The 23,231-nt window shown below is 55.3% G+C and carries 17 protein-coding genes; 13 read left to right on the forward strand and 4 right to left on the reverse strand.

Features of this window, described 5'->3' with window-relative positions:
• Positions 1 to 33 precede the first annotated feature (33 nt).
• The 7 genes from ACWWJF_RS16960 (at position 34) to ACWWJF_RS16990 (ending at position 6,040) form a co-directional block, all read left to right on the forward strand.
• Positions 34 to 1,077, forward strand: coding sequence for an AAA family ATPase (locus ACWWJF_RS16960; RefSeq protein ID WP_455870103.1), 1,044 nt, complete (start codon positions 34 to 36; stop codon positions 1,075 to 1,077).
• 147 nt (positions 1,078 to 1,224) lie between these two features.
• Positions 1,225 to 1,587: a hypothetical protein gene (locus tag ACWWJF_RS16965; RefSeq protein WP_455870104.1), complete on the forward strand. Its 363-nt coding sequence runs from the start codon at positions 1,225 to 1,227 to the stop codon at positions 1,585 to 1,587.
• A complete protein-coding gene (locus tag ACWWJF_RS16970) occupies positions 1,584 to 1,823 on the forward strand; it encodes a hypothetical protein (RefSeq protein WP_334469530.1) in 240 nt (79 codons plus the stop codon). Before ACWWJF_RS16965 ends, ACWWJF_RS16970 begins: the two co-directional genes overlap by 4 nt.
• Positions 1,810 to 2,334: a DUF3164 family protein gene (locus ACWWJF_RS16975; RefSeq protein WP_455870105.1), complete on the forward strand. Its 525-nt coding sequence runs from the start codon at positions 1,810 to 1,812 to the stop codon at positions 2,332 to 2,334. The genes ACWWJF_RS16970 and ACWWJF_RS16975 overlap by 14 nt, the downstream gene beginning before the upstream one ends.
• Positions 2,335 to 2,445: 111 nt before the next feature.
• Complete coding sequence (istA, locus tag ACWWJF_RS16980) at positions 2,446 to 3,975, forward strand: IS21 family transposase (protein WP_455868672.1); 1,530 nt, start codon at positions 2,446 to 2,448, stop codon at positions 3,973 to 3,975.
• A gap of 14 nt (positions 3,976 to 3,989) precedes the next feature.
• Positions 3,990 to 4,745, forward strand: coding sequence for an IS21-like element helper ATPase IstB (gene istB, locus ACWWJF_RS16985; RefSeq protein ID WP_455868472.1), 756 nt, complete (start codon positions 3,990 to 3,992; stop codon positions 4,743 to 4,745).
• Between the two features lie 126 nt (positions 4,746 to 4,871).
• A protein-coding gene (locus ACWWJF_RS16990; protein ID WP_455868400.1) for an IS3 family transposase occupies positions 4,872 to 6,040 on the forward strand; the annotation gives its coding sequence in 2 pieces (ribosomal slippage) (positions 4,872 to 5,127 and positions 5,127 to 6,040; 1,170 coding nt in all).
• 319 nt (positions 6,041 to 6,359) lie between these two features.
• Here the strand turns inward: ACWWJF_RS16990 and ACWWJF_RS16995 are convergent.
• Positions 6,360 to 7,567 (reverse strand): IS3 family transposase gene (locus ACWWJF_RS16995; RefSeq protein WP_455870981.1). Its coding sequence is split into 2 segments (ribosomal slippage): positions 6,360 to 7,246 and positions 7,246 to 7,567, totalling 1,209 coding nucleotides; the frame shifts between segments, so codons are not numbered across the junction.
• A 97-nt stretch (positions 7,568 to 7,664) separates the two neighbouring features.
• Between ACWWJF_RS16995 and ACWWJF_RS17000 the strand changes: the two genes are divergently transcribed.
• From ACWWJF_RS17000 to recD, 6 genes are all read left to right on the forward strand, one after another.
• Positions 7,665 to 7,769 (forward strand): DUF2509 family protein, encoded by a 105-nt coding sequence (locus ACWWJF_RS17000; protein ID WP_455870106.1) that lies wholly within the window; start codon positions 7,665 to 7,667, stop codon positions 7,767 to 7,769.
• Between the two features lie 58 nt (positions 7,770 to 7,827).
• Positions 7,828 to 8,178, forward strand: a complete 351-nt coding sequence (locus ACWWJF_RS17005; protein WP_455870107.1) for a prepilin-type N-terminal cleavage/methylation domain-containing protein — start codon at positions 7,828 to 7,830, stop codon at positions 8,176 to 8,178.
• A gap of 39 nt (positions 8,179 to 8,217) precedes the next feature.
• Complete coding sequence (gene recC / locus ACWWJF_RS17010; RefSeq protein ID WP_455870108.1) at positions 8,218 to 11,604, forward strand: exodeoxyribonuclease V subunit gamma; 3,387 nt, start codon at positions 8,218 to 8,220, stop codon at positions 11,602 to 11,604.
• Between the two features lie 62 nt (positions 11,605 to 11,666).
• Positions 11,667 to 14,666 carry a pitrilysin gene (gene ptrA / locus ACWWJF_RS17015; RefSeq protein WP_455870109.1) on the forward strand — a complete coding sequence of 1,000 codons (3,000 nt, stop codon included), beginning with the start codon at positions 11,667 to 11,669 and terminating at the stop codon, positions 14,664 to 14,666.
• Complete coding sequence (gene recB, locus ACWWJF_RS17020) at positions 14,663 to 18,268, forward strand: exodeoxyribonuclease V subunit beta (protein WP_455870110.1); 3,606 nt, start codon at positions 14,663 to 14,665, stop codon at positions 18,266 to 18,268. The genes ptrA and recB overlap by 4 nt, the downstream gene beginning before the upstream one ends.
• Positions 18,265 to 20,118: an exodeoxyribonuclease V subunit alpha gene (recD, locus tag ACWWJF_RS17025; protein ID WP_455870111.1), complete on the forward strand. Its 1,854-nt coding sequence runs from the start codon at positions 18,265 to 18,267 to the stop codon at positions 20,116 to 20,118. Before recB ends, recD begins: the two co-directional genes overlap by 4 nt.
• On the opposite strand, the gene ACWWJF_RS17030 is transcribed toward recD, so the two are convergent.
• The 3 genes from ACWWJF_RS17030 to argA all read right to left on the reverse strand — a co-directional run bounded on the left by ACWWJF_RS17030 (position 20,081) and on the right by argA (position 23,035).
• Positions 20,081 to 20,359 (reverse strand): hypothetical protein, encoded by a 279-nt coding sequence (locus tag ACWWJF_RS17030; RefSeq protein ID WP_455870112.1) that lies wholly within the window; start codon positions 20,357 to 20,359, stop codon positions 20,081 to 20,083. The genes recD and ACWWJF_RS17030 overlap by 38 nt on opposite strands.
• Positions 20,360 to 20,668: 309 nt before the next feature.
• Complete coding sequence (locus ACWWJF_RS17035; protein WP_455870113.1) at positions 20,669 to 21,535, reverse strand: SUMF1/EgtB/PvdO family nonheme iron enzyme; 867 nt, start codon at positions 21,533 to 21,535, stop codon at positions 20,669 to 20,671.
• Between the two features lie 174 nt (positions 21,536 to 21,709).
• Positions 21,710 to 23,035 (reverse strand): amino-acid N-acetyltransferase, encoded by a 1,326-nt coding sequence (gene argA, locus ACWWJF_RS17040; protein ID WP_455870114.1) that lies wholly within the window; start codon positions 23,033 to 23,035, stop codon positions 21,710 to 21,712.
• Positions 23,036 to 23,231: the final 196 nt, after the last annotated feature.

Raw genomic sequence — 23,231 nt, forward strand, 5'->3', positions numbered from 1 at the left:
AACAACGCTTTTATCTTTAAGGAGGTAGCTATCATGACTGAAAAACCAGCGCTTATCAAGCAGCTGCAACCGTTAATCGATACGGGCCAGGTCACCCAGGCGCAGATTGCCCGCGAAACCGGCCAGTCGAGCGCGGTGATATCCAGCTTTATCAACGGCAGTTATAACGGCAATAACCAGCGGGTCGGTGAACTGTTAACCCGCTGGTTGACCGATTATCAGCAAAAAAAGACTTTGCCCGCGCCGCCGCAGTTTGTGGAAACGGCCACGGTTAAGGAGATATGGGCGGTGTTCCAGTTTGTCCGGTTAGCGCAGTGCATGAATGTGATTGTCGGGGTGCCGGGGGTGGGTAAAACATTTGCGGCCCGCCAGTACTGCCAGCATGCCAATACCTGGATGGTGACGCTTTCCCCGGCCCACGCCAGCATCACCGAGTGTCTGCTGGAGCTGGCCGAGGCACTGGGCCTGAGCGACCAGCCCCGTAACAAGGGGACGCTGGCGCGCGCGATACGGCGGCGGCTGACCGGCACTAACGGGCTGGTGATTGTCGATGAGGCTGACCACCTGGGCATTGACGGGCTGGAGCAGCTGCGGGCCATTCAGGATGCAACCGGGGTCGGCATGGTGCTGATTGGTAACCCGCGCGGCCTGTCGAAATCGGCCCGCTCAACCCAGGGGGCGGATGACCTGGCCCGGTTGTACAGCCGTATCGCCCGCTCTAAACGGCTGTTAAAGGCCAAAAAAGCCGATGTGGCCGCGATTGCTGCTGCCTGGGGCATTACCGGCGAAAGTGAGCTGACGCTGGTACAGGCCATTGCCCAGAAAGCCGGTGCCTTGCGGGTGTTGTCGCACACCCTGCGCCAGGCATGGCTAATGGCCAGCGGTGATGCACAGGCCCAGCTGGGGGAAAAATACATCAAGGCGGCGTTCAGGGAGGTGTATACCGAGACCGACCTGCTGCCGGCAAGGGGGTGGGCATGGGCGGTGTCCTCTTTACCGACAGTGCCGGACGCCAGGTGCTGCTCAATACCCGGCGGGTGGTGTCCGTCTCGCTGGAATCCTCACACAGCCTGTTAGTGTCGTTTGGCAACCGGGGAGACGCGCTCTATGTGCTGCCGGATGCGCAGGAGGTGGTGATGCAGGTATGTCATGACATGAACCAATTACTCAGGAGAGCCAATGATAAATAACCCTTTACGCCATGAAATCCGCGCCCTGCGGCGCATGGCCCGCTACGCACGCTATAACGTTGATGGCAGTATCCGGCCCAATATCACCCTGTCACGCGGGGCAACGCCGTACCTCTGGCTGGACCGGTATGAGATGGCGGCGACGACCTTGCCCCCGGCGCAGCAACGCTATTACCGGTGGCAGGGATTTGATGTGGATATTTGGGAAGCGCTGCAACTGGGCTGTTATCTCTCTGGCCCAAGCCGGCGTCAGGCGTGGTACGCCGCCTGGGGCACCTTACGGGCATTGCTGTCCGGGCGGGCCGTGCCGTCCGAATCGGGGCCGGTTTTACTGAGCCAGCCACTGTGTGAGGCTCGGTTATCAATGAAAAGGCTGAATAAGGAAAAGTCATCATGATGAACATGTTTGATGCGATGAATAGCGTGCGTTATCAGTTACGCGCGGTCGGCAGCGACATTCTGTCCGCCCGGCGTTATCGGCAGCGCCCGTTTATAAAAATTATCCCGCCGGCGGGTCAGCCGACGGCGTCCGATGCGGTGACGGCCATTACCTTGTATTACCAGGGCCAGCGGCGTCAGGTCTACGCCAAACCGTTATCAGGCTGCTTGGTCTATTGGGATGCGCAGGACTAAATGCGCCGCCGTTATCCACTCTTTTCGCGAGGAAACACAAAATATGCATTATCACCCTGAAAAATCTTCCCTAACCCCCCCCCCTGACGGCTATCGCATTAATGCGTTAGGGCATATCGTGCCGGTCAGTCATATTAAGCCGATTGACCTGTTACGCGATGAATTGATTGACAGCCTGTTTACCGAGGCGCGGCAGCTCCGGCGTCAACTGGCCGAATTTAAATTGCGCGCTTTACAACGTATTCGGGATTTTGTCGATTTATCCGCCGCCGAATATGGCGTCAATTACGGGGCCGCTAAAGGCAATGTCACCCTGACCAGCTTTGACGGGCAGTATCGTCTTGTTCGGGCGGTGGGCGAACACCGTATTTTTGATGAACGTATCCAGGCGGCGAAAGAAAAAATCGAGGCCTGCATTACCAAATGGTCAGATGGTGCATATTCGCATCGTGATCGATCAGTGATTCGCATGACAATCGATCACGATTTCGCATCTAAGGTCGATCACTGATTCGCGTCGTATCGATCACTCCGGGACTTAACTCTTCTAACCTCCTCTCCGTTCGCAGTTTCTACTGAAATGGAGATAACGATGGCCAGAAAGAGAAAAAGCAGGAGTCCCATGGAGACTTGTCTTCAGATCTTCAAACTCAAATTTGAGTGCAACCAGTCTAATCGCACCATCGCCGCTGCTCTTAGGGTCAGCCCTTCCACAGTTTATGAGGTGCTCTCCCGTTTTACCGCCGCATCGCTGTCGTGGCCATTGCCTGATGCGCTCTTGCCAGAAAAACTGGAAAAGATGCTGTTCCCCACCCGCAGAATGCGCACCTCGGAGCTTATCGCGCCAGACTGGCTGTATATCGATACCGAGCTAAGACGGCCAGGGGTTACCAGGCAGCTGTTGTGGATAGAATACAGCACCGAAACCGGAGAAATGGCGCTGGGCTACTCTCAGTTCTGCCGTTGTTATCGCCAATGGAAGAAATGCCAGAAACGCTCGATGCGCCAGACCCACCGTGCCGGTGAGAAGCTGTTCATCGACTTCTGCGGGCCCACGGTGCCGGTATCCGACCCCGATACGGGAAATGTGCGCCGGGTCGCCATCTTCGTCGCTGTCATGGGAGCGTCAAATTATACCTATGCAGAAGCCTGCCCCGGTCAGGACATGATGAGCTGGCTGAATGCTAACAGCCACTGCCTGACCTTCCTCGGCGGCGTTCCAGCCCTGCTGGTACCCGATAATCTGCGTAGCGCGGTGAGCAAAGCAGATCGCTACGAGCCGGTCATCAACGACAGCTATCAGTCTTTGGCCTCGCATTACAGCACGGTAGTGATGCCAGCCAGACCCTACAAACCGAAAGACAAGGCCAAAGTGGAAAACGGCGTCCTGCTGGTCGAAAGGTGGCTCCTGGCGCGAATACGCAATGAAACCTTCCATACGATGCATGCGCTCAACGTCAGGCTCAGTGAGCTGATGACCGAGCTGAATAACCGGCCAATGAAAGGTTATGGGGGCCAGAGCCGAGCGCAGCGCTTTGCGCTGCTCGATGCGCCGTGCCTGCAGCCGTTGCCAGCCATGCCCTATGAATACACCGAATACCGTGCGGTGAAGGTCGCTCCTGACTATCACGTCGAATACGACCGCCACTGGTACTCCGTTCCCCATGAGCTGGTTGGTGAAAGGCTGTCGGTAAAAGCGGGTCAGACGTTGGTCCAGGTCTGGCATAAGGGCCGCTGCGTGGCTCAGCACCCTCGCAGCGATCGGCAGTACAGCCACAGCACGAATCCGGCACACATGCCGGTCAATCACCGCGGGCACAGCAGCTGGACACCTGAAAAGCTGCTGGATAATGCCGCGAGAACCGGCAAGGCGACCCGGCAGGTGGTGGAAGCGATGCTAAACGCGAAGAATCATCCTGAGCAGGCTTATCGGGCTGTTCTCGGCCTACTGTCGCTCCAGAAAAAATACGGTGCCGAACGGCTGGAAAAAGCCTGTGACAAGGCCTGCGGGCTGAACCATCCGGAAAGGCGTTTTATCGAGAATCAGCTGCGTCACAACAGGGAGGGCATCGGAGAAACAGTTAAAGGAAATAGAGAGTTACAGCTTCCACTGGAGCACGAGAATCTGCGTGGTCCAAAATATTACCACTGAAAAAGGGAGTCGTTATGACTGATGACCTGCTAACCAAACTTAGAACGCTGAAGCTGTCGGCAATGGCCGATGGCATGATACGCCAGCGTGAGGCACCTGGTACATACAATGAGCTGGGGTTCGCAGAACGCCTGGGGTTACTTGTCGAAGAAGAGCTACTGAATCGTGAAAACAGCCGTGTTGGGCGGTTGAGAAAGCAGGCACGGTTGCGCCACGGTGCAACCCCTGAGGGTATGTACTATCCGGTCTCCCGAGGGTTAAAGGCCGAACAGATGCGCGAGCTTCTGAACGGGCATTACATCACCCACAGCAAGAATATCCTGATAACAGGGCCAACTGGCAGCGGAAAAAGCTGGGTAGGTTGTGCCCTGGGCGAGCAGGCGTGCCGGCAAAAGAGAAGCGTTCAATACTGGCGCATGGGTCGGCTGCTGGATCAGCTTGAGCAGGGCCGACTGGACGGCAGCTGGCTTAAGCAACTGAAACAGCTTCAAAAAATAGAGTTTCTTATCTTGGACGACCTTGGTCTTGAAGTTATCACAACGCGGCAATGCAATGACTTGCTGGAAATAACGGAAGAGCGATATGGGCAAACCAGCACGATCCTTATCAGCCAGTTGCCGGTGGAGCAATGGTACGGAGTGATGGAAAACCCGACGGCGGCAGATGCCTTCCTGGATCGGCTGATCCACAACTCTCACAGAGTGGAGCTTCAGGGAGAATCATTAAGGAAAAATAGCCTGGCAGTGGAAAGCGCAGAAGAAACACGCTAAAACGATAAAAAAGTTAGGTTCCCGGGTGATCGATTACGATGCGAAAACGTGATTGTAGTGGCACACTGATACTGGCCACCTGAGCGGAGGTGATATGCTCACCTCATCAACACGACAGGTGACCTCATGGGTAAACATTTTACGGCGGAATTTAAGCTCGAAGCCGCAAAGCTGGTTGTCGACCACGGCTACACATACGTTAAGGCCGCAGAGGCGGTTAATGTCAGCCATTCTGCCATTAGTCGCTGGGTCAATAAGCTTCGCCTTGAACGACAGGGAAAAACGCCAACGGGACTTCCTCTTACCCCTGAACAGCTCGAGCTGCGTGAGATGAAGAAAAAAGTCCAATGCCTTGAAATGGAGAACGAAATCCTAAAAAAGGCTACGGCGCTCTTAATGTCGGACTCACTCAACGGTTCACGGTAGTCGACAGGCTGAGGGCGCGATACCCGGTCACGGCGTTGTGCCAAACTTTTGAGGTACATCGCAGCAGCTACAGGCACTGGCAGGCTTCCGCTAATGAACCCGACGGTGAGCGCGTGGTTAAGTGTAGTCGCGTCATGGAAGCCTGGAACGCCAGCGGCGGCTCTGCCGGCGCTCGAAGTATCGCGACCATCGTCACCGGCAGCTCTGGTGTCAAAATGGGGCGCTGGCTGGCTGGCAAGCTGATGAAGGAGCTGGGTATCGCCAGCTGCCAGCGACCGGCTCACAAATACAAACGCGGCGGCAATGAACACGTTGAAATACCGAACTATCTCAACCGCCAGTTCGCGGTTACCGCGCCGGATCAGGTCTGGTGCGGCGATGTGACCTACATCTGGACGGGCAAATGCTGGGCTTACCTTGCGGTGGTGCTAGATCTGTTCGCCCGCAAACCGGTGGGCTGGGCCATGTCGACGTCGCCGGACTCGGCGCTGACAGTTAAAGCGTTGCAGATGGCCTGGGAACTCCGGGGACAACCAACAGGAGTCATGTTCCACAGCGACCAGGGCAGCCACTATACCAGCCGTCAATACCGGCAAGCCCTGTGGCGCTGCCGGATAAAGCAGAGTATGAGTCGGCGGGGTAACTGCTGGGATAATGCGCCAATGGAGCGGTTCTTCCGCAGCCTGAAGACAGAATGGGTGCCGACAAAGGGTTACAACAGCTTCAGCGAAGCCCAGGACGCGATTATCCGCTACATCACGGGGTATTACAGCGCTATCCGGCCTCACTGGTATAACGGCGGCTTAACTCCAAACGAATCTGAGCGACTGTTCTACATACAGTCTAATGCGGTGGCCAATATTAGTTGACCACTACAGCGCGAGAAGGAGCGTGAACTATGTCTATCAGGTGTATTAGCTCAGACCTGATCTGACAGACACCTGTATAAATAACCGGTAACTGTCAGATCAGGTCTGAGCTAATACACATAATGGTACGACACCGCCCGCCATCCACTATTTTACCATTCCTCCGTTATACAACTCATCGCCCCTTCCTGAATTAATCATTTCTTCAATATACTGCCGACGCTCAGAGCGCGCTCTCGCACTCTTCGCTCGATTTTCCAAATATTGTTCTTCTCGTTCGCGTGATCTTGACCCACCATCTCCGGACAGCTTTTGTATCTTAAGTTAACGATGCCCGCTGGCGCCGATATTCTCTTGGGGAGTTGTATCCCAGCGCACTGTGCGGATGGTTTTCATTGTAATGATTGAACGCCGCTGCAAGATTCTTCAGCGCTGTTCGCACATCGGGTTTTGGCATGAAGGCGATGTAATCTTCCTTCATCGTCTTCACGAACCGTTCTGCCATGCCGTTACTCTGTGGACGGCTCACTGCTGTTGTGCAGGGCTCCAGATTCAGTTCTCTGGCGAACTTCCGCGTTTCATGCGCTGTGTACGCTGAACCATTATCCGTCAGCCATTGCACTGGTTTATCCGGCAGCGCGCTACCGAAGCGTTTTTCCACCGACCTCAGCATCACATCCTGCACGGTTGAACTGTCATAACCCCTGGTGCTCGCTGCCCAGTCTATGGCCTCCCGGTCGCAGCAGTCCAGTGCGAACGTCACCCGCAGCTTCTCGCCGTTGTCACAACCGAACTCGAAGCCATCTGAGCACCAGCGCATATCGCTCTCTGCTACCGCGATTTTGCCTTTATGCTCCCGCTTCGGACGTTCAGTTTTATCATGCAACAACAGCAGGTTATGCTCGCTCATTATCCTGTAAAGCCGTTTGGCGTTCACCGGTGGAAGTCCCTCTGCACGACGTTGCTTACGCAGGATACCCCACACTCGGCGGTAACCGTAACTGGGCATGTCGCTGATGATACGGAGGATGTCCGATAATATCTCAGCATCAGCTTCGTCATTACGCCGGTTGCTGCGCCTGTTCAGCCAGTCGGCAGAACGGTTAACCCGCAGTGACAGCTGCGCACGCGACACGCTCATGGCGCGGCTGACCAGAGCTATTCCCCGTCCTTTGGCAACAAGGGCGCGTGCGCTATCCATTTTCGCGACTGGCGGTACTCCACTGCTTCTTTGAGGATCTCAACTTCCATCGTCTTCTTACCCAGAAGGCGCTGTAGCTCCCGGACCTGCTTGAGGGCAGTCGCCAGCGCCGAAGCTGGAACCACTTCTTCTGCGGCCGCAACGGCGGTGAGGCTTCCTTCCTGGTATTGCTTCTTCCACTTAAACAAAAGGCTGGGCTGGATGCCATGCAGGCGGGCTACATGGGAGACGTTCATCCCCGGCTCCATTGTCTGCTGAATGATGGCGATTTTCTCTTGCGGAGTTTTACGCTTACGGACTTCTTGCCCTAACAGGATCCCGGTCATTTCAAAATTAGCATGATTGTTAGACATATATCTAAGCCTATCTCTTATCTGGAGATACAGCGACTGTCTGGTGTTACAGGGGGCTACATCACAGCGCGTGGTACCCATTGAGTCTGACGGTGATACCAGCCCGTTGAAGCCCATCGCGGGGGGCTGGTTGGATTTTTGTCCCGAAAGGCAGGAGGCCATTTGTGGCGGATAGTCTGAGAATCCCTTCTGGAGGATGTCGACGACGACAACGTCAACAAGGGAGTGGGTTGGTGGAAACCGCCATCGCCGCGCTGTTTTTTGCCATATCGGTGTTAGGATTACTGCAATATCATCAGCGGTTGCAGCAAGCCTTTGTACATCAATGGCAGCAACGGCAAGCATGGCATCTGGCATATCAGCAGCTTGCCATTTATACTGCCGGTCGGGGAGGGGAGGCATCGGCGTTGCTTGAACACAACCTTCCTCCAGGATGGCAGTTACATTTGACGGAGCAGTTCCAGACGGCAGCGTGTTTGCGTGTCTCCTCGACGGTGACAACGCCACAGCATTATCAGGCATGCTTGTACCGTTGGTTTTGTTTTACTGATACGAATCGGCGAACCGTGCCTGAGGGCAATTGACGGTGGGCGGGGTTTGCGGGCACCGAAACGGGAATCATCATGTTCAGGGTTTATCACTCAAATCAGTTAGATATTTTGAAAACGCTGATGGTGACGCTGATAGCGCGCCAACCGTTACAGGACCCTTTTCAGCCTGAAACGATCCTGGTTCAAAGCCCTGGAATGGCGCAATGGTTACAGATTGAACTTGCTACTCACTTTGGTATTGCTGCCAATCTGGATTTTCCTTTGCCAGGCGTTTTTCTGTGGGACATGTGTTGGCGCGTGTTGCCGGATATCCCGGCGGAAAACACCTTCAGCAAGGAAGCGATGACCTGGAAGTTAATGTATATTCTGCCTCAGCAGCAGGATAACACATCATTCTTGTCGTTGAGTCACTACTTGCAAGACGACGCCGATAAACGCAAGCTGCATCAACTGGCAGGGCGGGTTGCGGATCTGTTCGATCAATACCTGATTTATCGGCCTGAGTGGATCAAACAGTGGCAAGCCGGTGCGCTGGTGGACGAATTGGGGGATGCGCAGGTGTGGCAAGCCGAACTGTGGCGTGCGCTTTTGCAATACAGCGCGCAACTTGAACAGAAAGAGTGGCACCACGCTCGTCTTTATCAGCGCTTTATCGAGACGTTGGAGCAGGCCACTACTTGTCCACAAGGGTTACCGCCGCGCGTGTTTATCTGCGGTATTTCAGCGCTACCGCCGGTATATTTGCATGCGCTGCGTGCATTGGCAAAGCATATTGATGTGCATCTGCTGTTTACTAACCCATGCCGGGATTACTGGAGTGATATTCAGGATCGCCATTTCTTGGCGAAGCTGAAAAGTCGTCAGCGTCGCTTGCACAGCAACAGCGCGGAGGAGCAATACCGTCCGCTGTTTCGCGATCCCGCCAATATCGATGGGTTATTCAACGATGAGGGGGAACAGCGCATTGTCAATCCGCTGCTGGCCAGCTGGGGAAAACTGGGGCGTGACCATCTCTATCAGTTGGCGCAGATCGACGAGGTCGATGATATTGAAGCCTTTGTCGAACTTGATGGTACAACGCTATTGCAACAAGTGCAGCGCGATATTCTGGAGCTTGAAGACGGCAGCGTGATTGCCGATAGCGCACAAGCGCAGGCCAGCAGTGAGCGCAAGCGCTTGCTTACGCCGCAGGATGCTTCTCTCACCTTTCACGCCTGCCACAGTCCGCAGCGTGAGGTTGAAGTATTGCACGACCAACTGCTGGCGATGATGGCGGAGGATGAAACACTCACGCCGCGTGATGTTATTGTTATGATGGCGGACATTGATAGCTATACGCCTTTCATTCAGGCGGTGTTTGGTAATGCGCCGACAGCGCGCTATTTGCCTTTTGCTATCTCTGACCAGCGAGCCCGCCATGCTCATCCGGTTCTGCCAGCGTTTCTCAGCTTGCTGGAATTGCCACACAGTCGTTTTACCGCCGAGCAGGTGCTTTCACTGCTTGAAGTCCCGGCGCTTTCTGCCCGTTTTGGTATCGATGAAGAAGGGCTTCGCCGTTTGCGGCTGTGGGTGATGGAATCTGGCGTGCGCTGGGGGCTTGATGATGACAACGTGCGCGATCTTGATTTGCCGGTTACCGGCCAGCACACCTGGCGCTTTGGCCTGACACGCATGCTGTTGGGCTATGCGATGAACAGCTGCGCGGGGGCCTGGCAGGGCGTGTTGCCCTACGATGAATCGAGTGGGTTGATTGCCCAATTGGTGGGGCAACTGGCGGAGTTGTTGGCGCAACTCACTCAATGGCGTCAGCGTTTACGGGTAGCGCGCACGCCAGCAGAATGGTTACCGTTATGTCGGCAATTGTTGGACGATCTCTTCATTGCGGATAGCGACAGCGATGCTGCGCTGTCTCTGATTGAGCAGCAGTGGCAGGCGATGCTGGGAGCGGCAGTCGCCAATGCGTTTGAGGAAACGATCCCGGTGGCGCTGTTGCATGACGACTTGGCCCAGCGTCTGGATCGGGAAAAACTGAGCCAGCGCTTTCTCGCTGGTGCCATTAACTTCTGTACGCTGATGCCCATGCGTTCGATTCCCTTCAAGGTGGTCTGCCTGCTGGGGATGAACGACGGTGTTTATCCGCGCACGCTGCCTCGGCTGGGGTTTGACCTGATGGCGCAGAAGGGACAGCGCGGTGACCGCAGCCGTCGTGATGATGACCGCTATTTGTTTCTGGAAGCGCTGATCTCGGCGCAACAGCGGCTCTATATCAGTTACATCGGTCGTGCCATTCAGGACAATACGCAGCGTTATCCCTCTGTGCTGGTGAGCGAACTGATGGAGTATTTGGCGCAAAGCTACCATTTGCCCGGGGATGACGAGCAGGATCTGGATACCAGCGCGGCACGCGTTTGTGCGCATCTGTGTCGCGAACATACCCGTATGCCGTTTGACAAGGATAACTTCCTTGAACACGCTCAGCCGTGCAGCTTCGCCAGCGAATGGCTGGCTGCCGCCGGGCGCACCGGATTGCCGCAGCCGCTGTTTGATACGCCACTGGAGCCTGTCATTTATCCCGAGATTACGCTGGATGCGTTGAAACGTTTTTATCGTCATCCTGTCAAAACCTTTTTCCAGGCGCGTCTGGGCGTGAACTTTGTCGTGCAGAACGATGAACTGCTTGATGAGGAGCCGTTCGCTTTAGATAACCTCAGTCGCTATCAGTTGAATGCGCAATTACTGAATACTCTGATTACGCAGGGGGATGCCGATGAACTGCTACAGCGTGCCCGTGCGGCGGGCGAGCTTCCCTATGGTGCTTTCGGTGAGTTGTATTGGCAAAAACAGCGCCAGGAGATGCAAGCGCTGGCTGACAGCGTCAGCGCGGAGCGTGATGCGGCGGGAATGACCAGCCTGGAATTGGACATGACGCTAGACGGTGTGCGCCTTAGTGGCTGGGTGATGCAGGTACAGCGCGATGGGTTGTTGCGCTGGCGACCGGCGCGATTAGGGATGAAAGATGGCGTGGCCCTGTGGTTGGATCATCTGGCGTACTGCCTGGCGGGCGGTACGGGAGAGAGCCGCATGTATGGCCGTGAAGAGACGGTCTGGCGCTTTGCGGCGGTTTCTGTGGAGGAGGCACAACGCCAGATGGCGCATATGATTCAAGGATATCAACAAGGCATGAACGCTCCACTATTATTACTGCATCAGAGCGGCGGGGCCTGGCTACAAGCGTGCTACGATGCATCAAGCGGCACGCTGAACGATGCACCTGATGTGGTTCAGAAGGCGTTGAACAAGCTACAACAAAGCTGGGTTGGCAACATGATGTCGCCCGGTGAAGGCGATGATTTCTATTTGCAGCGTATCGTGCCGGAACTGGATGAAGCCCGCATTGAGGCGATTGTTACAGCGGCAAAAACCTGGCTGTTGCCGATCCTGCGCGCCAATCAGGCATAAGCGAACGGATGTAATGGCAGTGAATCAAGAACGGCGAGATTGACGTGAGAGAAAGGACGGTAATGAAGATAGAATGGCGTAAACAGTTTGCCTGTTGTATCGGCATGATGATGTTGCTGCTGAGTGGTGTGTCCGCAGCGTGGGCGCAAACCGCAGGGTGGCGTCCTTTGGAACAGGTTATTCGCAAGGGAGAAAACGATCCGCGTAATTATCAGGCGATCACGTTGGATAACGGCATGACGGTATTGCTGGTGTCCGATCCTCAGGCAACTCGTTCGTTAGCATCGCTGGCGCTGCCTATCGGTTCACTCGACGATCCCAACAGCCAATTGGGATTGGCCCACTATCTGGAACACATGGTTCTGATGGGGTCAAAACGCTATCCGCAGGCGGATGCGTTAGCTGAATTCCTTAAAAAACACGGTGGTAGCCACAATGCGAGTACTGCGCCGTACCGTACTGCCTATTACCTGGAGGTCGAAAATGCAGCATTACAGCCCGCGCTCGATCGCCTGGCGGATGCCATTGCTGAGCCGTTGCTCGATCCGATAAATGCCGATCGCGAACGCAATGCTGTCAATGCTGAATTAACAATGGCGCGCTCGCGCGATGGGCACCGCATGGTACAGGTGGGTGCAGAAACCTTAAACTCGGCGCATCCGGCATCACGTTTTTCTGGTGGGAATCTGGAAACGCTTAAGGACAAGCCTGGCAGCAAGTTACATGACGAACTGTTGGCGTTCTATCAGCGTTACTACTCGGCGAACTTGATGAAAGGCGTGATTTACAGCAATCAACCCTTGCCGGAATTGGCGAAAATGGCGGTAGAGACCTTCGGGCGCATCGCCAACCGTCAGGCTAAGGTGCCTGTTATCACTGCGCCGTCAGTGACGGACGATCAGCGCGGTATCATGATTCATTACGTGCCGGCGCAGTCGCGCAAGCAATTGCGTATCGAGTTTCGCGGCGATGTCATGGAACAGACCGATCCTACCAGTCAGGCATTCCGCAGCCAAACCAATACCTATATCAGCTATTTGATTGGCAATCGCAGCCAAAATACCCTATCGGACTGGCTGCAAAAGCAAGGGTTGATAGAGTCTTTGGGCACGGGCGCGGACCCTATTCTCGATCGTAACGGCGGGCTGTTTGCCATCTCTGCCACTCTGACCGATAAAGGCCTTGAGCAGTATGACGTGGTGGTGGCTGCCATTTTCCATTATCTGCAATTGTTGCAGCAGGAAGGCATCCAGCAGCGCTATTTTGATGAAATTTCCCGCGTGATGGCGCTCGATTTCCGCTATCAGTCCGTTAAGCGCGACATGGGCTATATCGAATGGCTGGTGGATACCATGATGCGCGTGCCAGTTGAACATACGCTGGATGCCGCCTATCTGGCCGATCGCTTTAATCCCGATGCGATTAAGCAACGTTTGGCCAGCATGACGCCGGAGCGTGCGCGTATCTGGCTGATAAGCCCTGATGCGCCTCACAACAAGGAGGCTTATTTTGTTAATGCGCCGTATCAGGTGGACAAAATAGCCCCGGAGCGATTTACCCGCTGGCAAACGTTGGGCGAAAAAATGGCACTCTCGCTGCCGACGCCAAATCCGTATATCCCCACGGATTTCTCGCTGATCAAGCGCGGCGAAGTGCAGAACTACCCGAAAATGGTGTTACAGCAGCCGGGGCTGCGTGTGCTCTATATGCCGAGTCGCTATTTTGCCGATGAACCGAAAGCAAACGTCACGGTGTTGTTGCGTAACCCGTTGGCGCAGGATACGGCGCGCCATCAGGTGATGTTCCAGCTTAATGACTATCTGGCAGGTTTAGCGCTGGATGAGCTGAGCTATCAAGCTTCAGTCGGGGGGATCAGTTTCTCTACCCGTGGGAACGATGGGATAACGATCAACGCCAATGGCTATACGCAACATTTGCCCAAGCTGATGCTGGCGCTGGTTGAGGGGTATGCAAGCTATACGGCGACGCCTGCACAGTTGGAGCAGGCCAAATCCTGGTATATCCAGCAGTTGGACGCCGCTGAAAATGCCAAAGCGTATGAGCAGGCGCTGGAGCCTATTCAGGCGATCTCTTCGCTGCCTTATACCGAGCGAGAAGAGCGGCGCGCTCTGCTTAAAGATATTTCGCTGGACGATGTCATGGCCTTCCGTGATGCGTTGTTGCGTGATGCCGCACCGGAAATGCTGGCAGTCGGTAACCTCACCGAAGGTCAGGTGACGAAACTGGCGCAGGATATCAAAGCGCGTCTGACCTGTTCAGGGCAAATCTGGTGGCGTTCCCCGAGTGTGGAAGTCGCGCGTACCCAGCTTGCCAACCTGCAACGTGCGAGGAGCAGCACCGATTCTGCGTTAGCTGCGGTGTATATCCCCACCGGTTACGGTGAAGTGCAGGGCATGGCGTACAGTTCGCTGCTCAATCAGATCATTCAGCCCTGGTTCTATAACCAACTGAGAACGGAAGAGCAGCTTGGCTATGCGGTGTTCTCCTTCCCGACCATTGTTGGCCGCCAGTTCGGTATAGGATTCTTGCTGCAAAGCAACAGCCAGCAGCCTGCTTACCTGTATCTGCGTTATCTGGATTTCTTCCAGAAAGCCAAGCCGCGCCTGCGTGCCATCAAAGCCGATGAGTTTGAGCAGTACAAGCAGGCGTTGATTACCGAACTGAGTCAGCGTCCACAAACGATGAACGAAGAGGTCGGTCGGTTGCGTAACGATGTCGATCGTGAAAACTTTGCCTTCAACACTCGTGAAAAACTGATTGAGGCGCTTAAACCGCTGACGGTTGAGCAACTTGCACGCTTCTTCGAACAGGCTCTGGCACCACAGGGGCTGGCGGTGTTGTCGCAAATCTCGGGCAGCCACCACGGTAAGGCTGATTACGCTGCGCCGAAAGGTTGGACGCTTTATCCCAATGCTTCAACGCTGCAGCAGACATTGCCAGTCAAACAACGGGTGATTGATAAACCGCGTAGCGGTGTGTTGTCTGCCGAAAAAGTCTCGGCGGTTGAGAAAAAAAACGTGGTTGAGAAGGTTGCTCCATGAGTCAGGATACGCCGCATACGCTTGATGTGCTCACGCTCCCTCTGTTTGGGGAGCGGTTGATAGAAGCGTCTGCCGGTACGGGTAAAACCTATACGCTGGCGGGGCTCTATCTGCGCCTGTTACTGGGGCTGGGCGGCGAGGCGGCGTATCCTAAACCACTGTTGGTGGAAGAGATCCTGGTGGTGACCTTTACGGAGGCGGCCACAGAGGAACTGCGCGATCGTATTCGCGCCAACATTCATGCATTGCGTCTGGCTTGCCTGTGTGGCAAAAGTGACGATGCGCTTTTTTCGGCGTTGCTGGCGCTACTGCCTGATAAGCCGTCGGCAGCACAACTGTTGCTCGATGCTGAGCGACAAATGGATGAAGCCGCCATCTACACTATCCATGGCTTTTGTCAACGTATACTCGGAAGCCATGCCTTTGAGTCCGGTTCGCTGTTTGATCAAGAGCTGATCGAAGATGAACAGCTTCTTACACGGCAGGCCTGTGCCGATTTCTGGCGGCGTTACTGTTATCCCTTGCCGTTCGATGTAGTCAGCGTTATTTGTCAACTCTGGAGTGGGCCGGATGCGTTACAGCGCGAACTTGCCCCCTATTTACAGGGCGAAGCACCACAACTGCATAACCCACCCGCACCAGATGAGACGTTGTTACAGCGTCATCAGCAGATTCTGGCGCGCATTGATGCTATCAAGCAGCAGTGGCGGCAGGTGGCAGCGCAGGTGGAGAAGTGCATTCTCGAATCGGATGTAGACAAGCGCAGCTACAGTAACCGTTATCTACCGGGCTGGGTAGAAAGCGTTAGCTTTTGGGCCGAAGCGCAAACCACCGACTATGCCTTGCCAAAAGCGCTGGAGCGGTTCGCACAATCTACGTTGAACGAGAAAACCAAAAAGGGTGCACCCCCTGTGCTTCCGGTGTTTTCGGCCATTGAAACGCTGCTTTCCACGCCGTTGTCGCTACGCGATATTGTTATCGATCGGGCGTTGCATGATATTCGCGCAACGGTGCGTAGAGAAAAATTGCGCCGCGCAGCCTTGGGATTTGACGACCTGCTGAGCCGTCTGGATGAGGCGCTGCGCCAGCCGCTGGGTGAGCAACTGGCAGCCGCGATACGTCAGCGCCATCCGGTGGCGATGATCGATGAGTTCCAGGATACCGACCCGCAGCAGTATCGTATTTTCCGCGCCATCTATGGTGAACAGCCCGACAGCGGCATGTTGCTGATCGGCGATCCGAAGCAAGCTATCTACGCGTTTCGCGGTGCGGATATTTTCACTTATATGCGGGCGCGTGCCGATGTTAAGGCACACTACACGTTGGAAACCAACTGGCGTTCTTCCCATGAGATGGTCAGCGGTGTGAACCGCCTGTTTCAATGCGTCGATAATCCATTTATTTTTTCGGCGATCCCTTTTCTGCCAGTTAAGCCCGCACCGAATAAACAGGGGCTGCATTTTGAGCTGGACGGTGTGTCGCAGCCCGCACTGCAATTTTCTCTGTCGGGTTCTGTGGTATTGGGGACGGGAGAGTATCAGCACCTGATGGCACAGCAGTGCGCCATGCAAATTCGCGACTGGTTGCAAGCAGGTCAACGCCGTACTGCCTGGCTGGATAATGGTCGCGAGCGTTCTCCTGTGCAGGCATCGGATATTTGTGTTTTGGTACGCAGCCGTCATGAAGCCGCATTGGTGCGTGATGCGCTGCGCCGTCTTGCCATTCCTTCCGTCTATCTCTCCAACCGTGACAGCGTATTTACCACCCCAGAGGCACGTGAGGTGCTGTGGTTGTTACAAGCCGTGCTGGCTCCAGAACAGGAACGCACGTTGCGCAGCGCGTTGGCGACCGCATTACTGGGATTCAGCGCGCAGCAGATTGATGCGCTAAACCAGAGTGAGGCTGAGTGGGATGCGCAGGTTGATACCTTTGCCGCGTTTCGTGATCTTTGGTTACGACGGGGCGTGCTCCCGATGCTGCGCTCGCTCATGTCGCATTATCGTTTGGCGGAAAATCTACTGGCTAGCCGTGAGGGTGAACGCCGGTTAACCGATTTCTTGCACCTGGGCGAGCTGCTGCAACACGCCGGAGCCACGCTCCAAAGCGAGCATGCGCTGGTGCGATGGTTGTCGCAGCAGATTTTGCAGCCCAATCCACAGGCTGACAACCAGCAACTGCGGTTAGAGAGCGATCGCCATCTGGTGCAAATTGTCACCATCCATAAATCCAAAGGGCTGGAATATCCGCTGGTTTGGTTGCCGTTTATTTGTCACTTTCGCCCTCAGCCTGATGGCATTTATCATGACAGGCGTACCTTTCAGGCTCTGCTCGACGTCAATAGTGGGGAAGAAAGCCAGCAGTTGGCTGAGGAAGAGCGACTGGCGGAAGATTTACGGCTGTTGTACGTGGCGCTGACGCGGTCGATTTACCACTGTAGCGTTGGGGTGGCACCGCTACAGCGCACCCGACGCAAAAGTGAAACGACTGACATGCACCTCAATGCGCTCGGCTATTTGCTGCAACGCGGCAAGGAGGCGGATGCGGATACCCTGGTTGCTGCACTGCATGCCTTGGAGGGCGATGGCGTGGCGATAAACGCTGTGCGTGAATGGGATGGCATTCCCTGGCAAGATAAGGTGGACAAGCCAGCAATACTGCGCGCCAGTGAATGTAAGCGCCTGCTTACTAATAATTGGCGAGTGACCAGCTATTCGGGTTTACAACAGCATGGCGCTCAACAACACCCTCTACAACTGAGTGGGACAATGGGGCAAGAGCTGTTTCCCCGCCTGGACGTTGATGCTGCGTTGGACCCGCGCAACCTTGTCCCTGAAGAGAGTGCGCAAGCGCTCACCCCGCATACCTACCCCAAAGGTGCAGGGCTGGGAACCTTTTTGCATAGTCTGTTTGAGACATTGGATTTTACCCAACCCGTCAGCGTTGAATGGCTGGAAGAGCATTTGATAGCGCATGGCATGGCAAGTGAGTGGGCACCTACATTGCAGGTGTGGTTTTCGGCTCTACTGCATGCACCGCTGAATGCGGATATGACCGCTTCTGACGCCCCATTGACGTTGGCAAGCGTACCCACACAGCAGCGAATTGCCGAGCTGGCTTTTTATCTGCCAATAGATGTCCCGCTACAGGCAACCGCGCTGGATGCTCTGGCAAAACGTTACGATCCGCTGTCAGCGAATTGCCCGCCACTCTCCTTTCAGCAGGTGCAGGGGATGTTAAAAGGCTTTATCGATCTGGTTTTTTGCTGGCAGGGACGCTATTACCTGCTGGATTATAAGTCGAACTGGCTGGGAGAAAGTGCCAGTGCTTACACGCAGCCAGCCATGCAAGCGGCAATGATGGCGCATCGCTATGATTTGCAGTATCAGCTTTATACGCTGGCTCTGCATCGCTATCTGCGCCATCGGGTGCCGGATTATGATTACGACCGCTACATTGGTGGCGCTATCTACCTGTTTTTGCGCGGTGTCGATTCGGTTTTCCCCTCGAATGGTATTTTCACCCAGCGTCTGCCGCGAGCCTTTGTAGAGCACCTCGATCGTTTGTTCAGCGGTGAAGTGGCACTGTCAGGAGAACGTCTATGATGGGGGTGCTGGCAACGGCGATGGAGCGCCAACTGCTGCGCCCGCTGGATGTACAGTTCGCGCGTATGCTGGCCGATGGACAGCCCGCACCGGTGCAACTGGCTACGGCGTTGGTGAGTGCGGCGGCGGGTGCGGGCAACGTCTGTTTACCGTTGATGGAATTGCACCCTGATTTCCTGTTTGATGGTCGCGATCCTGCACTGGCGCACGCGTTGTGGGATCTCGCAGGACTACCGGACAGCGCGGCGTGGCAGCAAGGCCTGCTGGCTTCACCCGCCGTGGGCGATGGCCGTGAGACAACGCCGCTGGTATTGCAGTACCAACGGCTTTATTTGCAACGCAATTGGCTGAGTGAAGTGCAGGTAGCGGCCTTTTTTGCCGGAAATCATGTCGTCGATATTCACACCGATTCCCTTGCCGTACGTCGCGTGTTAGACCGCTTGTTTTCACCGCTTGATGCCGAGGTAGATTGGCAAAAAGTGGCTGCCGCCGTAGCGCTGACGCGTCGTGTCTCGGTGATTTCCGGCGGGCCGGGCACGGGAAAAACCACGACGGTAGCCAAACTGCTAGCCGCCATGCTGTTGCTGCATGAAGGGGACAAACCGTTGCGCATTCAACTGGCAGCCCCGACGGGAAAAGCAGCCGCGCGTTTGACGGAATCGCTGCGCAGTGCGTTAAGCAAACTGCCGCTGGAAGAGGCGCAGCAGCATCATTTGCCGCGGGAAGCGACCACGCTGCACCGCCTGTTGGGCGCAGTGCCTGACAGTCAACGCTTGCGTTATCACCAGGGCAATCCGCTCCATCTCGATGTGCTGGTGGTGGATGAAGCCTCGATGGTGGATCTGCCGATGATGGCAAATCTGGTATTGGCACTGCCAGCTACGGCACAGGTGATTTTCCTGGGCGATCGCGATCAACTGGCCTCCGTTGAGGCCGGGGCGGTATTGGGCGATATTTGTCGCTTTGCCGCTCGGGGCTATAGCGCTCAGCGGGTTGAGGAACTCGAACAACTGACGGGCTACCGGTTGGTAGCGTCATCCGACGTGAGTCCTGCGGTGGCAGACAGTTTGTGCCTGCTGCAAAAGAGCTACCGATTCGATCAGCACTCTGGCATTGGCATCGTGGCGCGAGCAGTAAACAGTGGTGAGAAACGTCAGGTTCGACAGGTGTTGCAGGATGAACATGGCGATCTGCACTGCCTGCCGTTGGCGCTGGAAGAGGATTACCAGAAGATGTTGGCGCAGTGTGTGGCGGGGTATAGCGACTATTTGCAGGCTGTAGCACAGGGGCTGGATGCTTCACAGGTGCTGGCGGCATTTAACCGTTTTCGTTTATTGTGCGCGTTGCGTGACGGCCCGTTTGGCGTCGCCGGTTTGAATGGGCGTATTGAGCAGGCGCTGCAACAAGCCGGGTTGATTCATCGAAGCCGTAATTCGACGAATCCTTGGTACTCCGGCCGACCGGTAATGATTGCACGTAATGATGCGTTGCTTGGCGTGTTTAACGGCGACATCGGGATCGCCATGCCAAATGAGGCGGGCGAACTGCGCGTTTACTTCCAACTGCCCGATGGGCAGATGAAACCGGTCAGCCCGAGTCGCTTGCCACCGCATGAAACCGCCTACGCCATGACGGTGCATAAATCTCAAGGATCGGAGTTCGATCATACCGCACTGGTATTGCCGAACGCCTTTCTGCCGGTGTTGACGCGCGAGTTGGTGTACACCGCAGTTACGCGCGCGCGTACGCAACTGTCACTCTACGCGGAGATAAGCATCTTGTGTCGCGCGGTGAGAACGCCAACGCGTCGCTTCAGCGGTCTGGAAACACGTATCCTCGCCGGTGGCTAAAATCCAGCTCTACCGGAATTGGCGGGCTATGAAGCATCAGCTTGCCCTGCTTGGTTATGCGAAACGTGGCGGAATAACGCGTTTTGGTACTGCCAGCGATCAGGTTGTCCGCTTCGCTAAAGGCAAAGCGCAGCGAAGCATTGTTGGCCCAAGGTGCTAGCTGGGTTAATCGGTAGGTGAAATAGACCGCATTTATCCCCTGTGCGACGGGCTCAACCGTGATGCTGCTGTCAAGTTCCATGCGGCAAAGCAGAGATCGCCTGCGGTGCGCCACATTGGTTCGGCCTCCTGCGTTAACTGATAGACAATGTTCTCTCCCTGGCGAGTCTCCCGTGCCAATCCCGCATCTACGAGTGCCTGCATGCGCCCGGTGATCCAGGGCGCATCCTGGGCGTGGCTATATACTGGCCATTGCTTTACGCCGAGGCAATGCGCAGGCTCTGCGGAAAAATAGTCACGTAATGCCCGCTGATAGTCACTGTTTGTCGGCTGGGCCCAGAGGTTGCTTGGGAACAGTGCAACCCAGGACAATAAAAGGAGCAGCGCGTATTTAAGGTTCATGCAGTGTCCTTACCAGGCGAAAACCGATATCTGACATCATAAAACCCGGCGTATGTGCATCACACCCGCTGCGCAGATTTCCCTGTGTCATATAGCTCCCGCCACAGAACAGGTAGAACGTTTTACCGCCTTCAATCGCAACGGTATCGTTAAGCCACTGAGACACATTACCGCTCATGTCATACAGCCCGAGAGCATTAGGACGTTTTGATGCGACGGGGCGAGTACCGAACGTGGTAGCCTCCTGAGAGGCAAAATGGGCAACGGTCTCTGGCGTATTACTGCCAGCATAATAGAAGCCATAGGTTCCGTTCGCCAAACCGGGAGCGCCGCCTCTGGCCGCCACCTCCCATTCATTGCGTGATGGCAAACGGTAGCCTGAGGCATGAGGATCGGTGCGAATGGTCTGTTCTGCGTCTGGCTCAGGCTGCTGTTTAAGCGGTTGCCCATCGCTGGCTAAATAGTAGGGCGTTAATCCCTGGCGAATACTCAAGGCATTGGCAAAAATAATGACATCCCACCAGGAGACATTGGTGACAGGATGTTTGCCACCGTCTTGTTCGGGGGCGAGACAATCTTCGACGTGTGCGCCGTTGCATCCACCATCAATCATGTAGCCTTGCTCTGTCGCCCATGCCAGCAGATCGTGATAGAAGAGATAGGTGACTGCGGTAGTCATGATGTTATAAGCGGCAAGCGAGATGTTGGCGTGCTCGGCGTAGGCGTGCTGACCAAAAACCGGACCAACGTAATAGTGGCCTGTTTTGACAGTAATTTCGTCAATGTACAGCGGCCTGGCGCAAGCGGCCTGAAACATCAGCCCCATGCCGAGCAGCATAAAGAGTGCTTTGCTCATGGTATTCCTGTACCGGTGTTGCTGTCCTGTATGCCCATTGTGGTGGCCGGGTAGTGACGTGCATTACGCGAGCATTCTACGCGCTGAGGCGCGATAAGTCTCTGCACGATTGCTCTGGGGGGGAGATAATGGCAACGCCGGTATACCGTTGCATACCGGCGTGATACGAGAGGATTACAGGTCGATCACCAGGATCTTGGAACGGCGCTGGTAGTTATACAGTTCCTGCTTGCGTTTAGGTAGCATCTCCACCTCGGCGGGCTGAAAGCCGCGCTCCTGGAACAAATGGATGCTGTGCGTGGTGAGAACGAACAGTTTCTTCAGCTCCTGCTGACGTGCCTGTGCCGCAACGCGTTGTAGTAACATGTCTCCGCGCGAGGAACTGCGATAGTCAGGATGTACCGCGACGCAGGCCATTTCTCCGATGCTCTCTTCAGGGAACGGGTACAACGCGGCGCAGGCGATGGTCAGGTTATCGCGGACCACCACGGTAAACTTATCGATCTCCATTTCCAACTGCTCACGTGAGCGGCGCACCAGAATCCCCTGTTGCTCCAGCGGACGGATCAGCTCGAGAATGCCGCCAATATCGTTGATGGTGGCTCGGCGCACTTGCTCCGCACTCTCCATGACGATCTGCGTACCGATTCCGTCACGAGAAAACAGTTCTTGCACCAGTACCCCGTCTTCCTGATAGCTGATCAGGTGACTACGGCGCACGCCGCTCCGGCATGCGCGCACGGCACCACGCAGGAAGCGCACGGTTCCCGAGTTATAATCTCCATCGGCTTCACGCTCTTCAATGCAGCGCTGGGCGTCGTCGGGAAACAGTTCAGAAATGATAGTGCCATCCTGCGTGGTAACCCCTTGGGACGAACAGAAGCCAATCATTTTCTCGGCTTTCAGTTTGATCGCCAACTGGGTCGCTACTTCCTCAGACGTCAGATTGAAACTCTCGCCTGTGACAGATACAGCTACCGGGCCAAGCACCACAATGGCGCCGCTGTCTAACTGGCGATGTATCGCCGCTTCATCAATACGCCGGATGCGACCGCTGTGGCAGTAGTCCACGCCATCATCGACCCCTAACGGCTGGGCAATAATAAAGTTACCGCTCACCACGTTGATGTGCGCGCCCTGTAGCGGCGTGTTATTCAAACTCATGGAAAGACGCGCGGTGATATCCAGTTGCAGCATGCCTGCGGCCTGTTTCACCAGATCCAGTGTGTTGCTGTCGGTGACACGGGTATGCTTATGATAACGCGGCTCGAAATGGTGTGTGGTCAGGCTGGCATCAATCTGCGGGCGGGCACCATAGACCACCACCAGCTTGATACCGAGGCTATGCAGCAGGCCAATATCGTTGACGATGTTGGCGAAGTTTTCATGTTCAATAGCTTCACCGCCCAGCATGATGACAAAGGTTTTGCCGCGATGCGCGTTGATATAAGGAACCGAATGGCGGAAGCCTTGGACCAGTTCTGTACTACGTTCCTTCACTGCGAGCCTCTCTGAGTGAATTTTTATTCGTAATTTGTGTATTTTTATTCTAATTGAACGAAAAGGCAAGGAGTAAGTCTCACAATTCGGTCGTGTTCAGCGCTATTACCCTCTTTCTCAGTGCTGTGTTGATTTCCGTTCTGAATGACTGACTTGCTCTCCGGCCGTTTATACGCCGATACGATGATTTTTACAT

It is taken from the genome of Symbiopectobacterium sp. Eva_TO (assembly GCF_053848865.1).